Below are 16,456 nucleotides of genomic sequence, written 5' to 3'. Positions count from 1 at the left end.
GCGTCACCGCGGGCGCGCGGAGCCGTCGTGATTGTCGTGGCTCCGCGTGGCTTGCGTATCCTCGCTACGTGCTTCTCTCAGACAAGGACATCCGGGCCGAGATCGACGCCGGGCGGGTACGGATCGATCCCTACGACGAATCCATGGTGCAGCCGTCGAGCATCGACGTGCGGCTGGACCGGTACTTCCGGGTGTTCGAGAACCACCGGTACCCGCACATCGACCCCTCCGTCGAGCAGGCGGACCTGACGCGGCTGGTGGAGCCCGAGGGCGACGAGCCGTTCATCCTGCATCCCGGGGAGTTCGTGCTGGCGTCGACGTACGAGGTCATCTCGCTCCCGGACGACCTGGCCTCGCGGCTGGAGGGGAAGAGCTCGCTCGGGCGGCTGGGGCTGGTCACGCACTCCACCGCCGGGTTCATCGACCCCGGCTTCAGCGGGCACGTCACCCTGGAGCTGTCCAACCTGGCCACGCTTCCCATCAAGCTGTGGCCGGGGATGAAGATCGGGCAGCTGTGCATGTTCCGGCTGACCTCGCCGGCCGAGTCGCCGTACGGAAGCGAGCGGTACGGGTCCCGGTACCAGGGGCAGCGCGGGCCGACCGCCTCGCGCTCCTTCCTCAACTTCCATCGGACCCAGGTGTGAGGGCGGCGACGGCATGAGTGACGCACACGTGCGGGAGAACCTGACCTACGAGCGGTTCGGGTCCGCCATCCGTGAGCTGGCGCAGACCATCGCCGACGACGGCTACGAGCCCGATGTCGTGCTGAGCATCGCGCGCGGCGGCGTCTTCGTCGCCGGCGGGCTCGCCTACGCGCTGGACTGCAAGAACATCCATCTCGTGAACGTCGAGTTCTACACCGGTGTGGGGACCACCCTGGAGATGCCGGTCATGCTCGCGCCCGTGCCGAACGTGATCGACTTCTCCGACAAGAAGGTGCTGATCACCGATGACGTCGCCGACACCGGCAAGACGCTGAAGCTCGTACGCGACTTCTGTCTCGACACCGTCGCCGAGGTGCGCTCCGCGGTGGTCTACGAGAAGCCCCACTCCCTCGTGAAGTGCGAGTACGTGTGGAAGCGGACCGATGACTGGATCAACTTCCCGTGGAGCGTCGAACCGCCCGTAGTGAAGCGGGCCGGGCAGGTTCTCGACGCCTGATGCCGTCGACGGTGCGAACAATCCCGCCGATGCTGCGGAGGGTCCCGCCGATGACGCGGACAGTCCCGCCGCCGACGCGGTAAGTGCGCCGTTCACGCGCAAGAGCCCCCGGCTGTCGGTCGTGCCGGGGGCTCTCGTGCGGGGACGGTCAGAAGGTGCCCAGCTTCACGATCGACAGCAGTGCGACCAGCTGGATCGCCGACGCGCCCAGCGCCTTCGGCCAGGGCAGGTCGTGGGAGCGGGAGACCATCAGGGTCAGCAGGGCGCCCGCGCCGATCCAGGTGGCCCAGCCGAGGATCTGGACGAAGCCGGCGTCGCCGCCGAAGAACATGGCGAAGACCAGGCGGGGTGTGTCCGTGAGGGCCGTGATGAGCATGGACAGGCCCACCGTGGGCTGCCAGGCGCCGTCACCGCCGAGCTGGCGGGCCAGGGTGTGGGTGACCACGCCGAGGACGAACAGGCCCAGCACCATCACGACCGCCGTCACCAGCACGATCGGCACCGCGTTGGACAGCGTGGCGCTGATCGCGTCCGCGCGGGCGCCGTCGAAGCCGAAGACGGCGAGCAGGCCGTAGAGGAAGGTCACGACGAGGGCGGGGGCCCACATGGTGTAGTCCCGCATCCGCAGGAAGGTGTCGTTCGGGGAGAGGACGATCCCCCGCAGCAGTTCCTTCCAGTGCAGGGGCGGCCCGAGCGGTGCGGCGGGCGCGGCGGGCGAGCCGGCGTGGTAGGTCGCGCCCTGGGTGTAGCCGGCGGCCTCGTCGACCGAGAACGCCTGGGTGTGGCCCGGGTTGTTGGCCGCGTAGGGGTCGTGCGTGCCGGGGCCCTGGCCCGGGTGGCCGTCGCCGAAGTACTCCGGCCCGTCGCCGGCCGGGCCCGGATAGCCGTACTGCTGTCCGGCCTGTGGGCGCGGTTGTCCCGCCTGGGGGTACGGCGGTTGCGGCGCCGACGGATAGCCGTACGAGGGGCCGCCGCCCTGCCGTCCGCGTGGCGGCTGGCCGTGCGTCGGCCTGTCGTACGGCGGCTGACCGTACGACGGCCCCCCGGCCTGAGCGGGGCCGCGGCCGCGTCCGTACGACGGGCCCTGCGGCGCCTGTTGTCCCTGGGGGGTGCGGTTGTTTCGTCCCCCGCGTCCGATCCTGAATCCAGCCACGTCATCGAACGTACCTGGTCCCGGCGGCCGACGTGCCGGGCCCGGCGGTCCGGGCCCGGCTTTGCGGCCGACCTGTGACATCCCCTAAGGGACCGTCAGCGGGACAACCGGGGGTTCTTCGGGGTTTCCCCGGTGCGTGCCCGGTCCCCGCCCCTCGTGGTGGCCGGTCAGTCCGCGAAGACGGCGCCGAACTGCGGGGTGCCGGTGGTGGAGACGCCGACGGTGGACGCGCCGACGGCACGCGAGCCGGTCGTGGTGATCTTCGTGCCGTCGGACGGCAGGTAGGTGACCGCCCCGTCGCCGCCGTTCTCGTACGATCCGATCACCAGGTCGGCCCTGCCGTCGCCGGTGACGTCGTCGAGCTTGACGTCGGCGCCGAACAGGTCGGACTTCTCGTCGCCGCCGGGGACGCCCGCGGAGTTCTGGGAGAAGGCCTGGGCGCGGGAGGCGGTGTTCACGCCGGAGGCGGAGCCGTACAGGACGGTGACGCTGCCGGTGTCGGGGACGCCGTCGATGTCCTCCTGCGGGCTGCTGACGACGAGGTCCTGGCAGCCGTCGCCGTTGATGTCGCCGAGGTCCAGCTCCCAGCCGAAGGCGTCGCCCTTCTCCGAGGAGCCGGGCACGTTGCCGGTGTTCTGGGTGATGCCGGTGGTGGCGGCCGGGCCGGACGCGGAGCCGTAGGTGACGTTGACCTTGCCGCCGGTGGCGGAGTCCGGGATGGCCGTGCCGTCGCTGGTCCTGGTGTCCCAGTCGGCGCCGCTGACGATGTCGCCGAAGCCGTCGCCGTTGATGTCGCCGATGGCGGTGATGATGCCGGCCTTGAGGGCCTTGGCCGAGGCGCCGCTCAGGCCGCCGCTGGTGCCGGGCAGCCAGTAGTTGGTGTTCCAGCCGTACTGCGTCTTGGTCTCGTAGCCGTCGACGACGAGGTCGGTGCGGCCGTCGCCGTTGATGTCGCCGGCCGTCAGGTTCAGCGGGCCGTAGGGGTAGTCGTTGCTGCCCGTGCGGATCGGCGGTGTGACGGTGGTCCGGCTGCCGTAGCCGCCGGCGGCGGTGAAGCCGCCCTTGTACAGGTACAGGGTGCTGGCGGAGCTGCCGACGACCAGGTCGGCCTTGCCGTCGCCGTCGAAGTCGCCGGCGGCCAGGTTCTGGCCCCAGTAGTCGTGGGAGGAGGCGGCCGGGTCGGGCACGTCGATGCCCTTGCCGGTCAGGCCGCTGCCGGAGCCCCAGAGGATGGCCAGGCCGCCGCCGTCGGTGTCGGTGCCCACCTTCTCGTCCGGGGTGCCGACGGCGAGGTCGTCGTAGCCGTCGCCGTTGAAGTCGGCGTACGCCAGCTCGGCGCCGAAGAAGTCGCCGGCCTCGGCGGTGCCGGGGACACCGGAGGTGTTCTGGCTGATGGTGGTGCGCTTGGCGGAGGAGACGCCGGTGGCGGTGCCGTACAGGACGACGACCTGTCCGGCGTTCTTGTGGCCGCTGACGTAGGCGCCGGCGGCCGCGGTGGCGATGTCGCCGATGCCGTCGCCGTTGAAGTCGGCCTTCGCGACCCTGGCGGAGTCGGCGGCGGTGGCGGGGGAGGCGGCGAACGTGAGCAGGCCGCCCGTCAGCGCGGCGGCGACGGCCGTCGCGAGGACCGGTCGCGGCTGGTGCGTGTGCATGCGTTCTCCTGCGGCATGCGGGGGATGCCTGGCGGGGCATCCGCAGTTGATGGGGTGCGTCCGTCCGTGTTCATCACGGGTTGTTCCGCGGTTCACGGGCGGTCGGCGATCAGGAGACCCGCCGTGGGGCGCCAGGGTTGTACGTGCGTCGGGTAACGGTATGGGATCGCTGTGACGGGTGCTGGCGGAGGTGGGGGCGGCGCGCCTTCACCGCCGTCCTCCGGTGCGGGCCGGGGCCATGGTCCAGGATGGGTCCATGAGCGTAGTGAAGATCAACGTGCTGACCGTGCCCGCCGAGCAGCGGGAGACGCTGGAGAAGCGGTTCGCCTCGCGGGCCCACGCCGTGGAGAACTCCGACGGCTTCGAGTGGTTCGAGCTGCTGCGGCCCGTCGAGGGCACCGACCAGTACCTCGTGTACACGCGCTGGCGTGACGAGGAGTCCTTCCAGGCGTGGATGGAGGGCCCGATGAAGTCCGCGCACCAGGGCGGCGGCGAGGGCGGCGGCGAGCGGCCGAAGCCGGCGGCCTCCGGTTCGACCCTGTGGTCGTTCGAGGTGGTGCAGCAGGCGGGCGCCAAGAACGCCTGACCCCTCCCCGGGCACGACCGGCGGTGCCGCACACGCGACGACACCCCCTGCCTGTGCGGGTCAGGGGGTGTCGCCGGGTTCCGGGCCGTCAGGAGGCCGTTACTTCACCGGCTCCGGTTCCGGCTCGTTCGCCGAGTCGGCCGTGCCCGCCGGGGGCTCGTCGTCCGCGACCGGGGTCCGGACGGAGTCCAGCAGCAGCTGGGCGACGTCCACGACCTGGACGGACTCCTTGGCCTTGCCCTCGTTCTTCTTGCCGTTCACCGAGTCCGTGAGCATGACCAGGCAGAACGGGCAGGCGGTGGAGACGATGTCCGGGTTGAGGGAGAGGGCCTCGTCGACGCGCTCGTTGTTGATGCGCTTGCCGATGCGCTCCTCCATCCACATCCGGGCGCCGCCGGCGCCGCAGCAGAAGCCGCGCTCCTTGTGGCGGTGCATCTCCTCGTTGCGCAGGCCCGGGACCTTGCCGATGATCTCGCGCGGGGGCGTGTAGATCTTGTTGTGGCGGCCCAGGTAGCACGGGTCGTGGTAGGTGATGAGGCCCTCGACCGGGGTGACCGGGATCAGCTTGCCCTCGTCCACCAGGTGCTGGAGCAGCTGGGTGTGGTGGATGACCTCGTAGTCGCCGCCGAGCTGCGGGTACTCGTTGCCGAGCGTGTTGAGGCAGTGCGGGCAGGTGGCGACGATCTTCTTCGCCGACTTCGGCTTCCTGGACTCCGCCGTGACCTTGCCGTCGTCGTCCAGCTCCTCGCCGAACGCCGTGTTCAGGGCCATGACGTTCTCCATGCCCAGCTCCTGGAACAGGGGCTCGTTGCCGAGGCGGCGGGCGGAGTCACCGGTGCACTTCTCGTCGCCGCCCATGATCGCGAACTTGACGCCCGCGATGTGGAGGAGTTCGGCGAAGGCCTTGGTCGTCTTCTTGGCGCGGTCCTCGAGGGCGCCGGCGCAGCCGACCCAGTACAGGTACTCGATCTCGGTGAGGTCCTCGATGTCCTTGCCGACGACCGGAACCTCGAAGTCGACCTCCTTGGTCCACTCCAGGCGCTGCTTCTTGGCCAGGCCCCAGGGGTTGCCCTTCTTCTCCAGGTTCTTGAGCATCGTGCCCGCCTCGGACGGGAACGCGGACTCGATCATCACCTGGTAGCGGCGCATGTCGACGATGTGGTCGACGTGCTCGATGTCGACCGGGCACTGCTCGACGCAGGCGCCGCAGGTGGTGCAGGACCACAGGACGTCCGGGTCGATGACGCCGTTCTCCTCGGCGGTGCCGATCAGCGGGCGCTCGGCCTCGGCGAGGGCGGCGGCGGGGACGCCGGCCAGCTGCTCCTCGCTCGCCTTCTCCTCGCCCTCCACGGTCTTGCCGCCGCCGGCCAGCAGGTACGGGGCCTTGGCGTGGGCGTGGTCCCGCAGGGACATGATGAGGAGCTTGGGGGAGAGCGGCTTGCCGGTGTTCCAGGCGGGGCACTGCGACTGGCAGCGGCCGCACTCGGTGCAGGTGGAGAAGTCGAGCAGGCCCTTCCAGGAGAACTGCTCGACCTGGGAGACGCCGAAGACGTCGTCCTCGCCGGGGTCCTCGAAGTTGATCGGCTTGCCGCCGGAGGTCATCGGCGCCAGGGCGCCCAGGGCGGTGGAGCCGTCGGCGTTGCGCTTGAACCAGATGTTCGGGAACGCCAGGAAGCGGTGCCAGGCCACGCCCATGTTGGTGTTGAGCGAGACCGTGATCATCCAGATCATGGTCGTGCCCAGCTTGATCATGGCGGCGAGGTACGTGAGGTTCTGGAGCGTGGTGAGGCTCAGGCCCTTGAAGGCGAGGACCAGCGGGTACGAGGCGAAGTAGGCGGCCTCGTAGTGGTCCACGTGGTGCAGGGCGCCCTCGAGGCCGCGCAGGGTGTAGATCGCCAGGCCGATGATGAGGATGACGTACTCGACGAAGTACGCCTGGCCCATCTTCGAGCCCGCGAACCGGGACTTGCGGCCGGGGCGCGACGGCAGGCTCAGCAGGCGGATGACGATCAGCGTCGCGATGCCGAGGGTGGTCATCGCGCCGATGAACTCGATGTACAGCTCGTACGGCAGGAAGCCGCCGAGGACCGGAAGGGTCCAGTCGGCCTGGAAGAGCTGTCCGTAGGCGTTGATGATGGTCGGCGGCAGCGTCAGGAAGCCGATGGCCACGAACCAGTGGGCGACGCCCACGATGCCCCACCGGTTCATCCGGGTGTGCCCGAGGAACTCCCGGACCAGGGTCACGCTGCGCTGGTAGGGGTTGTCGGTCCGGGATCCGGCGGGGACGGGCTGGCCCAGCCTGAAGTGCCGGACGAACTGGCCGATGGCACGGGCGAGCAGCGCGACGCCGACCACGGTCAGGACCAGCGACACGATGATCGCGGCGAGTTGCATGGGGGCTCCTGAGGCGGCCTGGGATTAACCGAGCAACATTACTAAGCGGTAACTTATGCGGCTCGTCTGAGACTACCCCCATCATCCGCCGGGATGCAGCACGGTGCGGGGTGATCTGGGTCGCTGAGGGTGGCCTCCGTCCGCGTTCTCCCGGCAATCCGATCGTGTTATTCATCCCGAATTGCTACGTTCGCCCCTACCTTAGAGCCGTGCTCTACGGGATCGCCGCCGCAACCGCAGCTCTACTCCTCGCCGCCGTGCTGGCGGCGCTGCTCCGGGTGCCCGCACTGCGGCTGGGCGTCCTCGACCGGCGACGGCAGCGCCCCCTGCCGGTGCTGGGCGGGCTCGCCGTCGTGGTCGTCACCTGCCTGGTCGCCTGGGTGGGCGAATGGACCCGGGTCGCTCCGCTCGGTGAGGGGGTGGGGAAGCTGCTGGCGGCAGCCGCCGCGGTGGCCCTGCTCGGCCTGGTGGCCGATGTGTGGCGGCTGCGCGCGCGTGTGCTCGTCGCCGGTACGGCCGTGGCGGCGGCCTGTGTGGTGCCCTACGACGAGACGGGCCTGCCGGGCGGCGCGCTCGCCGTGGGCTGCGTCGTGCTCGCCTCCCTGGCCTTCAAGGGCCTCGACCACGCCGACGGCCTGGCGGGGACGGTCGGAGTGATCACCGCTTTCGGCGCGGGCGCCTGTGCCGCCGCGGAGGTGATGGACGGGCTCGCCGTGCTGCTGAGCGTGTTCGCCGCCGCCCTCACCGGCTTCCTGATGCACAACTGGCATCCCGCGCGGGTCGGCATGGGGGCGTGCGGATCGCTGTTCACGGGGTTCCTGCTGGCGTCGTCCGTGGTCTTCACGCGCGCGGGGTACCCGCTCGGGCCGAGCGCGGCGGTGGCGTTCTGCCTCGGTGCGGTCGCCGCCGCCGACGCCGTCCTCGTGGTCCTCGCCCGGCTCCTGGCGAGGCACCCGCTGCTGCGCCGGCGCCCGGACCACCTCGCGCACCGGCTGCGGCGGATCGGGCTGACCCCGCCGGGATCCGTCGTACTGCTGGGTGCCGGCTCCTTCTCGGCGGTGCTCGTCGGGGTACTCGTCCACGCGGGGTGGACGGGCGACGGGGCCGCGCTGTGGGTCGCGGGGACGGCACTGCCGGTGGTGCTGGTGCTGCTGCGTGTCCCCGTCCCGCCGCCCAGACGCGGGCCGCGCGTTCCTGGGCAGCCGCCCCGGCGCGAGGCATCCACGCAGGTCACAGGCCACTTGCGCGTAAGGAACGGATAAGACTTGAGTCTCGCTGACTCAGGTCTGTTGACCCATCGCGTCTCCTCGTGCACACTTGAGTCTGTTCCACTCAAGTCAGCTGGAGGAATCAACCATGGCACGTGCGGTCGGCATCGACCTGGGCACGACTAACTCCGTCGTCAGCGTTCTGGAGGGCGGCGAGCCCACCGTCATCACCAACGCCGAGGGCGCCAGGACCACGCCGTCCGTCGTCGCCTTCGCCAAGAACGGTGAGGTGCTCGTCGGCGAGGTCGCCAAGCGCCAGGCGGTCACGAACGTGGACCGGACCATCCGCTCGGTGAAGCGCCACATGGGCACCGACTGGAAGATCCAGCTCGACGGCAAGGACTTCAACCCGCAGCAGATCTCCGCGTTCATCCTTCAGAAGCTGAAGCGCGACGCCGAGTCCTACCTGGGCGAGAAGGTCACGGACGCGGTCATCACCGTCCCGGCCTACTTCAACGACTCCGAGCGCCAGGCGACGAAGGAGGCCGGTGAGATCGCCGGCCTGAACGTCCTGCGCATCGTCAACGAGCCCACCGCGGCGGCGCTCGCCTACGGCCTCGACAAGGACGACCAGACGATCCTCGTCTTCGACCTCGGTGGCGGCACCTTCGACGTGTCCCTCCTGGAGATCGGCGACGGCGTCGTCGAGGTGAAGGCCACCAACGGTGACAACCACCTCGGCGGTGACGACTGGGACCAGCGCGTCGTCGACTACCTGGTCAAGCAGTTCCAGTCGGGCCACGGCGTGGACCTGTCCAAGGACAAGATGGCTCTCCAGCGCCTGCGTGAGGCGGCGGAGAAGGCCAAGATCGAGCTCTCCTCCTCCACCGAGACCTCGATCAACCTGCCGTACATCACCGCGTCGGCCGAGGGCCCGCTGCACCTGGACGAGAAGCTCACCCGCGCCCAGTTCCAGCAGCTGACGGCCGACCTGCTGGAGCGCTGCAAGACGCCGTTCCACAACGTCATCAAGGACGCCGGCATCCAGCTCGGCGAGATCGACCACGTCGTCCTGGTCGGCGGCTCCACCCGTATGCCCGCCGTCGCCGAGCTCGTCAAGGAGCTGACCGGCGGCAAGGAGGCCAACAAGGGTGTGAACCCGGACGAGGTCGTCGCCATCGGCGCCTCGCTCCAGGCCGGTGTCCTCAAGGGCGAGGTCAAGGACGTCCTGCTGCTCGACGTCACCCCGCTGTCCCTCGGTATCGAGACCAAGGGCGGCATCATGACCAAGCTGATCGAGCGCAACACCACGATCCCGACCAAGCGCTCGGAGATCTTCACGACGGCCGAGGACAACCAGCCGTCGGTGCAGATCCAGGTCTACCAGGGCGAGCGCGAGATCGCGGCCTACAACAAGAAGCTCGGCATGTTCGAGCTGACCGGTCTGCCGCCGGCGCCGCGCGGCGTCCCGCAGATCGAGGTCTCCTTCGACATCGACGCCAACGGCATCATGCACGTCACGGCGAAGGACCTCGGCACCGGCAAGGAGCAGAAGATGACCGTCACCGGCGGCTCCTCGCTCCCGAAGGACGAGGTCGACCGCATGCGCGAGGAGGCCGAGCGCTACGCGGAGGAGGACCACAAGCGCCGCGAGGCCGCCGAGACCCGCAACCAGGGCGAGCAGCTCGTCTACCAGACCGAGAAGTTCCTCAAGGACAACGAGGACAAGGTCCCCGGTGAGATCAGGACCGAGGTCGAGGCCGCGGTCGGCGAGCTGAAGGAAGCCCTCAAGGGCGAGGACACCGGCGAGATCCGCTCCGCCACGGAGAAGGTCGCCGCCGTCTCGCAGAAGCTGGGCCAGGCGCTGTACGCCGACGCCCAGGGCGCCCAGGCAGCCGGTGGCGCGTCCGCCGGTGCCGGTGAGGCCAAGGCCGACGACGACGTCGTCGACGCCGAGATCGTGGACGACGAGCGCAAGGACGGTGCCGCGTGACGGAGGAGACCCCGGGTTTCGAGGAGAAGCCCGACGTCCCCTCCGGCGCCACCCCCGACGACGCCGAACCGAAGGCCGCTCCCGATGAGGGGGCGGCCCCGGCCGGGGACGTAAGTGCAGATCCGGGCCTGGTGGCCCAGCTGGACCAGGTGCGCACGGCGCTCGGCGAGCGCACGGCCGACCTCCAGCGACTCCAGGCCGAGTACCAGAACTACCGCCGCCGCGTCGACCGGGACCGGGCCGCGGTCAAGGAGATCGCCATCGCGAACCTCCTGACCGAGCTCCTGCCCGTGCTCGACGACATCGGCCGCGCGCGGGAACACGGCGAACTGGTCGGCGGCTTCAAGTCGGTGGCCGAGTCGCTGGAGACCGTCGCGGCCAAGATGGGCCTCCAGCAGTTCGGCAAGGAGGGCGAGCCCTTCGACCCGACGATCCACGAGGCCCTGATGCACTCCTACGCGCCGGACGTCACCGAGACGACCTGCGTGGCGATCCTCCAGCCGGGGTACCGCATCGGCGAGCGCACCATCCGCCCCGCGCGGGTGGCGGTCGCCGAGCCGCAGCCCGGCGCGCAGGCCGGCAAGGCGGAGGACACCGAGGAGGCCGCGGCGGCCGACGACAAGGAGAGCGGTGGCCCGGACGAGGGCTGACGTGAGGACCCGGGGGAAGGAGGGACGTCGAGGATGAGCACCAAGGACTTCATCGAGAAGGACTACTACAAGGTCCTCGGCGTCCCCAAGGACGCCACCGAGGCCGAGATCAAGAAGGCGTACCGCAAGCTCGCCCGCGAGTTCCACCCGGACGCCAACAAGGGGAACGCCAAGGCGGAGGAGCGCTTCAAGGAGATCTCCGAGGCGAACGACATCCTCGGTGACCCCAAGAAGCGCAAGGAGTACGACGAGGCACGCGCCCTGTTCGGCAACGGCGGCTTCCGCCCCGGGCCCGGCACGGCCGGCGGCTCCTTCAACTTCGACCTGGGCGACCTCTTCGGCGGCGGGGGCACCACCCAGGCCGGCGGCTTCGGCGGCGGCATAGGTGACGTCTTCGGCGGCCTGTTCAACCGCGGCGGCACCGCGGGCACCCGTACCCAGCCCCGGCGCGGCCAGGACGTCGAGTCCGAGGTCACGCTGAGCTTCGCGGAGGCCATCGAGGGCGCCACGGTGCCCCTGCGGATGTCCTCCCAGGCGCCCTGCAAGGCCTGTTCGGGCACCGGCGACAAGAACGGCACACCGCGCGTGTGCCCGACCTGCGTCGGCACCGGGCAGGTCGCCCGGGGCTCGGGCGGCGGTTTCTCGCTCACCGACCCCTGCCCCGACTGCAAGGGCCGCGGCCTGATCGCGGAGCACCCCTGCATGGAGTGCAAGGGCAGCGGGCGCGCGAAGTCCTCCCGGACGATGCAGGTCCGCATCCCGGCGGGCGTCACCGACGGGCAGCGCATCCGGCTGCGCGGCAAGGGCGCGCCCGGCGAGCGGGGCGGACCGGCGGGCGACCTGTACGTGGCCGTGCACGTCGGCCAGCACCCGGTGTTCGGGCGCAAGGGCGACAACCTCACCGTCACCGTGCCGGTGACGTTCGCGGAGGCGGCTCTCGGCGGTGAGGTGCGGGTCCCGACCCTGGGCGGCCCGCCGGTCACGCTGAAGCTGCCCCCCGGCATCCCGAACGGTCGTACGATGCGGGCGCGGGGCAAGGGCGCGGTCCGCAAGGACGGCACCCGCGGGGACCTGTTGGTCACCGTCGAGGTGAGTGTCCCGAAGGACCTGTCGGGGAAGGCTCGTGACGCACTGGAGGCGTATCGCGAGGCGACCGCGGGCGAGGATCCGCGGGCGGAGCTGTTCGAGGCCGCGAAGGGAGCTTGAGAGTGATGGACGGCCGTCGGCGCAACCCCTATGAACTGACCGAGGAGACCCCGGTCTACGTCATCTCGGTGGCTGCCCAGCTCTCCGGACTCCACCCGCAGACGCTGCGCCAGTACGACCGCCTGGGCCTGGTCTCCCCGGACCGCACCGCGGGCCGGGGCCGGCGCTACTCGGCCCGTGACATCGAACTGCTCCGCCAGGTGCAGCAGTTGTCGCAGGACGAGGGCGTCAACCTGGCCGGCATCAAGCGCATCATCGAACTGGAGAACCAGGTCGCCGCGCTCCAGTCCCGCGTGGCGGAGCTGGAGTCGGCGCTGGACGGCGCGGCGACGGCCATGCGGCAGCGCGAGGCCGCCGTGCACGCCTCCTACCGGCGCGACCTGGTGCCGTACCAGGAGGTCCAGCAGACCAGCGCGCTGGTGGTGTGGCGGCCCAAGCGGCAGCAGCAGGACTGAGCAGCACCTGGCAGCACCGAGCGGGCCGGAAGGGGCCGGCGGGAGCGATCCCGTCGGCCCCTTCCGTGTGCCCCCGGGCGCCGGCGTCCCCAGCTCCTGACGGCCGTGAACCTGGCTGAGTTTGTTCGCTCTCCTGATCGAGTCGAGGCCGGCCCGGAGGTGCGCGATCACGGGGCGTGGCGGGCCGGGCGGGTTGTACGGAACTTTGCCGACGCGTGAACTTCCTTTGGATGAAGGGTCCGTAAAGGGCAGTTGAAGGGGATTTCGCGGAACCTCCACAGGGTCAGCTGTGCGTGGCGTTGCGCACTCGTTAAGTGATTCTTCTTGACGCCGGGTGGGCCCTCCGCGTTGTCTTTTCAGACACCTGGGTCGTATTGCAGCACCCACGTCCGGAAACGCACCTGAAGTGAGCCCTCGCATGCGCCGTATCGCCATATCCGTGGCCGCGTCCACGATGACCCTCTCGCTCGCCGGCTGTGGCGTGCTGAACGCGACGGGGGACGGAGCGAGCGCGAGCCCGACCAAGGGCAACGACGTCACCGTGGGTCTGCTGCTCCCCGAGAAGGCCAACACCCGCTACGAGAAGTTCGACTACCCCATCATCAAGGACAAGGTGGCCGAACTCACCAAGAAGCAGGGCAAGGTGGAGTACGCCAACGCGGACGCCAGCGCCACCCGTCAGGCCGAGCAGCTCCAGAACATGATCGACGACAAGGTCGACGTCATCCTGCTCGACGCCGTGGACGCGCACGCCGTCGCTCCCGGGGTGAAGAAGGCCAAGGACGCGGGCATCCCGGTCATCGCCTACGACCGCCTCGCCGAGGGCCCGATCGACGCGTACGTCTCCTTCGACAACGAGCTCGTCGGCGAGGTGCAGGGCCGCACCCTGCTGGAGGCGCTGGGATCGGGCGTCGACACCTCCGACAAGATCGTCATGATGAACGGTTCACTCACCGACCCGAACGCCAAGCAGTTCAAGGAGGGCGCGCTCTCCGAGCTGAACGGCAAGGTGGACATCGCGGAGAGCTTCGACACCGTCGGCTGGAAGCCGGAGAACGCCGAGGCCAACATGGCCAAGGCGATCGCGCAGATCGGCAAGAACAACATCGCCGGTGTCTACGCCGCCAACGACGGCATGGCGGGCGGCGTCATCAAGGCCCTGAAGGCGGCCGGCGTCACCGCACTGCCCCCGATCACCGGCCAGGACGCCGAACTGGACGGCGTCCAGCGGGTGGTGAGCGGTGAGCAGTACATGAGCGTCTACAAGTCCTACCCGGACGAGGCGGCCGCCGCCGCGCAGATCGCCGTCACCAAGATCCAGGGCAAGGACATCCAGTTCGACGCCCTCACCCAGGACCGTGTCGACAGCCCCACCACCAAGGGCATCCCGTCCAAGCTGGTCCAGGTGAGCGCGCTGACCAGGAAGACGGTCAAGGACACCGTCATCGCCGACGGCATCTACACCGTCGGCGACATCTGCACCGCCAGGTACAAGGCGAACTGCGCGGCGATCGGTCTGAAGTAGCGGCAACGGCCCCCGGCCGTGCGGCTCACCGGCACGTCACCGCTCCGGGTGACGGCCCGGAGAGCCGGCCGCACCCCCGGCTCGTCGCGGAGTGAGGCGCGGAGCAGGTCGCAACCCGGGCACAGCGGCGCATTCCGGTGGCCGGGGTCCGGGGAGCCGTGTTGCGGACCCGGTCGGCGCCGCGCATAGTTGCGCTGCGGAAGGGCAGCACACCGGGGGTGGAATGGGCGATGGCCGGGCACGGGACGGAGGAACATCCTCACGGTGCCGACCGGCTGTGCGAGGCCGGGGATCGGGTGTATTCCCGGGCCGTACGCCGGGGACGGGTGCCCCGCACGGACGCCGGACCGGTGCCCTGCCTGCTGGAACTGGCCCTGCTGCACCCGGATCCCGACGACATGGACTGGCTGGTGCCGACCTCCCCGCAGGAGGTCATGACCCGGCTGCTGCGCGGGGTCTACGACGAGGTCAGTGAGAGCCAGCGGCGGGTGGGCTCGGCGGTGGCCGCCGTCGAGTGGTACGCGGGCCTGGGCCGGCGGCCCCAGACCCTGGCGGCGTCCGCCGAGGGCAGCGCCATCCGCGTACTGGACGGGCTCTCCCGCATCCAGGCCGCGATGGACGAGGCGACCGAGGCGTGCACCACCGAGGTGCTCACGGTGCAGCCGGGCGGCATCCGGCGCGAGGCCGAGCTGACCGAGGGCCTGCACCGGGCGCTGGCCCTGCGCGGCCGGGGCGTGCGCATGCGGGACCTCTACACGCACGTGGCCCGGCACGGCCAGGGCCTGCTCAACTACCTGGAGCTGATGGGTGACACGGTCGAGGCCCGCACCCTGGACGAGGTCATCGACCGGCTGATCCTCTTCGACCGCACGGTGGCCTTCATCCCCGCCAACACCGACCGCACGATGGCGCTGGAGCTGCGCCACCCGGCCCTGGTCGAATATCTCGTGACCGTCTTCGAGCGCCTGTGGCGGCTGGCGATCCCGCTCACCGCCCCGCTGCCCGACACGGGGATCGAGGGCATCTCGCACCGCGAGCAGTCCATCGCGGCGCTGCTCGCCGAGGGCCACCAGGACGCGGTGATCGCCGAGCGGCTCGGCATCAGCGTGCGCACCTGCCGGGCCCATATCGCCCGGCTGTCGGAGACGCTGGGCGCGGCGAGCCGTACCCAGCTCGGCGTGCGCATCGCCCAGGCGGGCCTGGACGGCCTTCAGCGCCCCGCCCCGACCACCGCCCTCACCGGGTCCGACCGGGAGTCCCCGAGGGCGCGCTGAGGCGTGTGGACGGAGCCTGCGGGAGGGACCGGGGGAGGCGGCCTCACTGGTCCCGGTCGAGGATGCCCGACTGGGCGATGAGGTAGCCGAGCTGGGCGCGGCTGCCGCTGCCGAGGGCCTGGGCCAGTTTGGCGATGTGGGCCCGGCAGGTGCGCACGTTCATGCCGAGGCGGCGGGCGATGGCCTCGTCCACGTGGCCTTCCACGAGGAGCTTGGCGATGGAGTGCTGGATGTTGGTGATGCCGTCGGCGGCCGTCTCGTAGGGGGCGCCGGCGCTCAGTGGGACCGCCCGGTCCCACATGAACTCGAAGACCTTGATCAGGTAGCGGACGAGGCCGGGGTGGCGCAGTTCCAGGGCGACCTGCTGGTCGTCCCGGGTGGGGATGAAGGCGACGGTCTCGTCGCAGATGATGAGGCGCTCCACCAGTTCGTCGATGGTGCGGTACTCCGCCTTGCCGTTGGTGAGCTGGGCGACGTAGGCCAGCTTCTCCGGGTTGTAGCGCGCGGTGTGCTGATACAGCGTCCGGATCTTCACACCACGTTCGATGAGCGGCCGGTCGCGTTCCAGCCCCCGCAGGAGGCTGCGTTCGGAGTAGCGGTTGCTCGGCTGGACCGTGAGCACCTCGCCCTGGCACTGGGCCGTGGCCAGGTTCAGCGCCGCGTTGATGCGATCGCCGCCCTCCAGCACCGTGATTGAATCGGTGGTCGCGGTCATGGGGCTGCTGAGTGCCATGAACGGCTCGAAGACGTCGGCGAGTTGGATCGACAGCCGCCGGCGCTCGGTGATCTCGCGCTCCAGGGGGCTGAGCCGCTGGGCCAGCGCGACGGGCGCGGGAACCGGACGAAGCCATTGCGGATCGTCGGGATCGGGGTGCAGGAGGGCGAACTCCAGCAGGCACGGAGCGGATTCCGCCTCGGCGCGGGCGATGCGTCCGGCACGCAACGCATCGGCGTAGAGACGGCCCCCTTGCTCGCACATCTCCGTCACCGCATGGGGATGTGCAGGTTTAGTCTGATTCGTTGCCAAATCTCCACCCCCCAGGGTCCTGAACATGCAGGAACATGATGCATTGATTATGTGGCCACGAAGTGCCCGAATGAGCCATCGTCGTACCCGACGGGGGAAGAGGGGACCTTCAAGTGAGGACGAAGCCGACTATGGGTAAGAGACTGCTTCGCTCGATACTTGTCGCCGCCTT

General features: G+C 70.1%; 14 protein-coding genes. 10 read left to right on the top strand and 4 right to left on the bottom strand.

Annotation, left to right across the window (positions count from 1 at the left end):
* The first annotated feature begins 68 nt into the window (after positions 1–68).
* Complete coding sequence (gene dcd / locus ACGFT1_RS09425; RefSeq protein WP_121787742.1) at positions 69–644, top strand: dCTP deaminase; 576 nt, start codon at positions 69–71, stop codon at positions 642–644.
* A gap of 13 nt (positions 645–657) precedes the next feature.
* The gene (locus tag ACGFT1_RS09420; RefSeq protein ID WP_373908439.1) at positions 658–1,161 is read left to right on the top strand and encodes a phosphoribosyltransferase; all 504 of its coding nucleotides are present in this window, start codon (positions 658–660) and stop codon (positions 1,159–1,161) included.
* 148 nt (positions 1,162–1,309) lie between these two features.
* On the opposite strand, the gene ACGFT1_RS09415 is transcribed toward ACGFT1_RS09420, so the two are convergent.
* Positions 1,310–2,395: a YIP1 family protein gene (locus ACGFT1_RS09415; protein WP_373908438.1), complete on the bottom strand. Its 1,086-nt coding sequence runs from the start codon at positions 2,393–2,395 to the stop codon at positions 1,310–1,312.
* A gap of 86 nt (positions 2,396–2,481) precedes the next feature.
* On the bottom strand, positions 2,482–3,966 hold the full coding sequence (locus ACGFT1_RS09410) for an FG-GAP and VCBS repeat-containing protein (RefSeq protein ID WP_373908437.1): 1,485 nt from the start codon (positions 3,964–3,966) through the stop codon (positions 2,482–2,484).
* Positions 3,967–4,222: 256 nt separating this feature from the next.
* Between ACGFT1_RS09410 and ACGFT1_RS09405 the strand changes: the two genes are divergently transcribed.
* Positions 4,223–4,552, top strand: a complete 330-nt coding sequence (locus tag ACGFT1_RS09405; RefSeq protein ID WP_121787738.1) for an antibiotic biosynthesis monooxygenase — start codon at positions 4,223–4,225, stop codon at positions 4,550–4,552.
* 99 nt (positions 4,553–4,651) lie between these two features.
* Here ACGFT1_RS09405 and ACGFT1_RS09400 read toward each other — a convergent pair whose 3' ends face one another.
* Positions 4,652–6,946, bottom strand: coding sequence for a (Fe-S)-binding protein (locus ACGFT1_RS09400; RefSeq protein WP_373908436.1), 2,295 nt, complete (start codon positions 6,944–6,946; stop codon positions 4,652–4,654).
* Between the two features lie 209 nt (positions 6,947–7,155).
* On the opposite strand from ACGFT1_RS09400, the gene ACGFT1_RS09395 reads away from it, so the two are divergent.
* The 7 genes from ACGFT1_RS09395 to ACGFT1_RS09365 all read left to right on the top strand — a co-directional run bounded on the left by ACGFT1_RS09395 (position 7,156) and on the right by ACGFT1_RS09365 (position 15,257).
* A complete protein-coding gene (locus ACGFT1_RS09395; protein ID WP_373908435.1) occupies positions 7,156–8,208 on the top strand; it encodes an MraY family glycosyltransferase in 1,053 nt (350 codons plus the stop codon).
* 94 nt (positions 8,209–8,302) lie between these two features.
* Positions 8,303–10,147, top strand: coding sequence for a molecular chaperone DnaK (gene dnaK, locus ACGFT1_RS09390; RefSeq protein WP_373908434.1), 1,845 nt, complete (start codon positions 8,303–8,305; stop codon positions 10,145–10,147).
* Positions 10,144–10,797, top strand: coding sequence for a nucleotide exchange factor GrpE (gene grpE / locus ACGFT1_RS09385; RefSeq protein WP_373908433.1), 654 nt, complete (start codon positions 10,144–10,146; stop codon positions 10,795–10,797). The genes dnaK and grpE overlap by 4 nt, the downstream gene beginning before the upstream one ends.
* A 33-nt stretch (positions 10,798–10,830) precedes the next feature.
* Entirely contained in the window at positions 10,831–12,003 is a 1,173-nt protein-coding gene (gene dnaJ, locus ACGFT1_RS09380) for a molecular chaperone DnaJ (protein ID WP_373908432.1), read from the top strand.
* 5 nt (positions 12,004–12,008) lie between these two features.
* The gene (locus tag ACGFT1_RS09375; RefSeq protein ID WP_121791104.1) at positions 12,009–12,458 is read left to right on the top strand and encodes a heat shock protein transcriptional repressor HspR; all 450 of its coding nucleotides are present in this window, start codon (positions 12,009–12,011) and stop codon (positions 12,456–12,458) included.
* Positions 12,459–12,876: 418 nt separating this feature from the next.
* Entirely contained in the window at positions 12,877–13,983 is a 1,107-nt protein-coding gene (locus ACGFT1_RS09370; RefSeq protein ID WP_373908431.1) for a sugar ABC transporter substrate-binding protein, read from the top strand.
* 230 nt (positions 13,984–14,213) lie between these two features.
* Complete coding sequence (locus ACGFT1_RS09365; protein ID WP_373908430.1) at positions 14,214–15,257, top strand: LuxR C-terminal-related transcriptional regulator; 1,044 nt, start codon at positions 14,214–14,216, stop codon at positions 15,255–15,257.
* 43 nt (positions 15,258–15,300) lie between these two features.
* On the opposite strand, the gene ACGFT1_RS09360 is transcribed toward ACGFT1_RS09365, so the two are convergent.
* On the bottom strand, positions 15,301–16,311 hold the full coding sequence (locus ACGFT1_RS09360) for a helix-turn-helix transcriptional regulator (protein WP_373908429.1): 1,011 nt from the start codon (positions 16,309–16,311) through the stop codon (positions 15,301–15,303).
* Positions 16,312–16,456: the final 145 nt, after the last annotated feature.

The sequence above is a fragment of the Streptomyces sp. Y20 genome, from assembly GCF_043195475.1.
Classification (GTDB): Bacteria; Actinomycetota; Actinomycetes; order Streptomycetales; family Streptomycetaceae; genus Streptomyces.
Note: the sequence above shows the minus strand (reverse complement) of the source record. Positions and strands in the feature narration are given on the sequence as shown.

Bases quoted from the DNA above. Each gene is read 5' to 3' on its own strand.
- dnaJ (WP_373908432.1), top strand. From the start codon at position 10,831: ATGAGCACCAAGGACTTCATCGAGAAGGACTACTACAAGGTCCTCGGC.
- ACGFT1_RS09360 (WP_373908429.1), bottom strand. From the start codon at position 16,311: ATGTTCAGGACCCTGGGGGGTGGAGATTTGGCAACGAATCAGACTAAA.
- ACGFT1_RS09365 (WP_373908430.1), top strand. From the start codon at position 14,214: ATGGCCGGGCACGGGACGGAGGAACATCCTCACGGTGCCGACCGGCTG.
- ACGFT1_RS09375 (WP_121791104.1), top strand. From the start codon at position 12,009: ATGGACGGCCGTCGGCGCAACCCCTATGAACTGACCGAGGAGACCCCG.
- ACGFT1_RS09420 (WP_373908439.1), top strand. From the start codon at position 658: ATGAGTGACGCACACGTGCGGGAGAACCTGACCTACGAGCGGTTCGGG.
- ACGFT1_RS09400 (WP_373908436.1), bottom strand. From the start codon at position 6,946: ATGCAACTCGCCGCGATCATCGTGTCGCTGGTCCTGACCGTGGTCGGC.
- dnaK (WP_373908434.1), top strand. From the start codon at position 8,303: ATGGCACGTGCGGTCGGCATCGACCTGGGCACGACTAACTCCGTCGTC.
- ACGFT1_RS09370 (WP_373908431.1), top strand. From the start codon at position 12,877: ATGCGCCGTATCGCCATATCCGTGGCCGCGTCCACGATGACCCTCTCG.
- ACGFT1_RS09405 (WP_121787738.1), top strand. From the start codon at position 4,223: ATGAGCGTAGTGAAGATCAACGTGCTGACCGTGCCCGCCGAGCAGCGG.
- ACGFT1_RS09415 (WP_373908438.1), bottom strand. From the start codon at position 2,395: ATGTCACAGGTCGGCCGCAAAGCCGGGCCCGGACCGCCGGGCCCGGCA.
- ACGFT1_RS09410 (WP_373908437.1), bottom strand. From the start codon at position 3,966: ATGCACACGCACCAGCCGCGACCGGTCCTCGCGACGGCCGTCGCCGCC.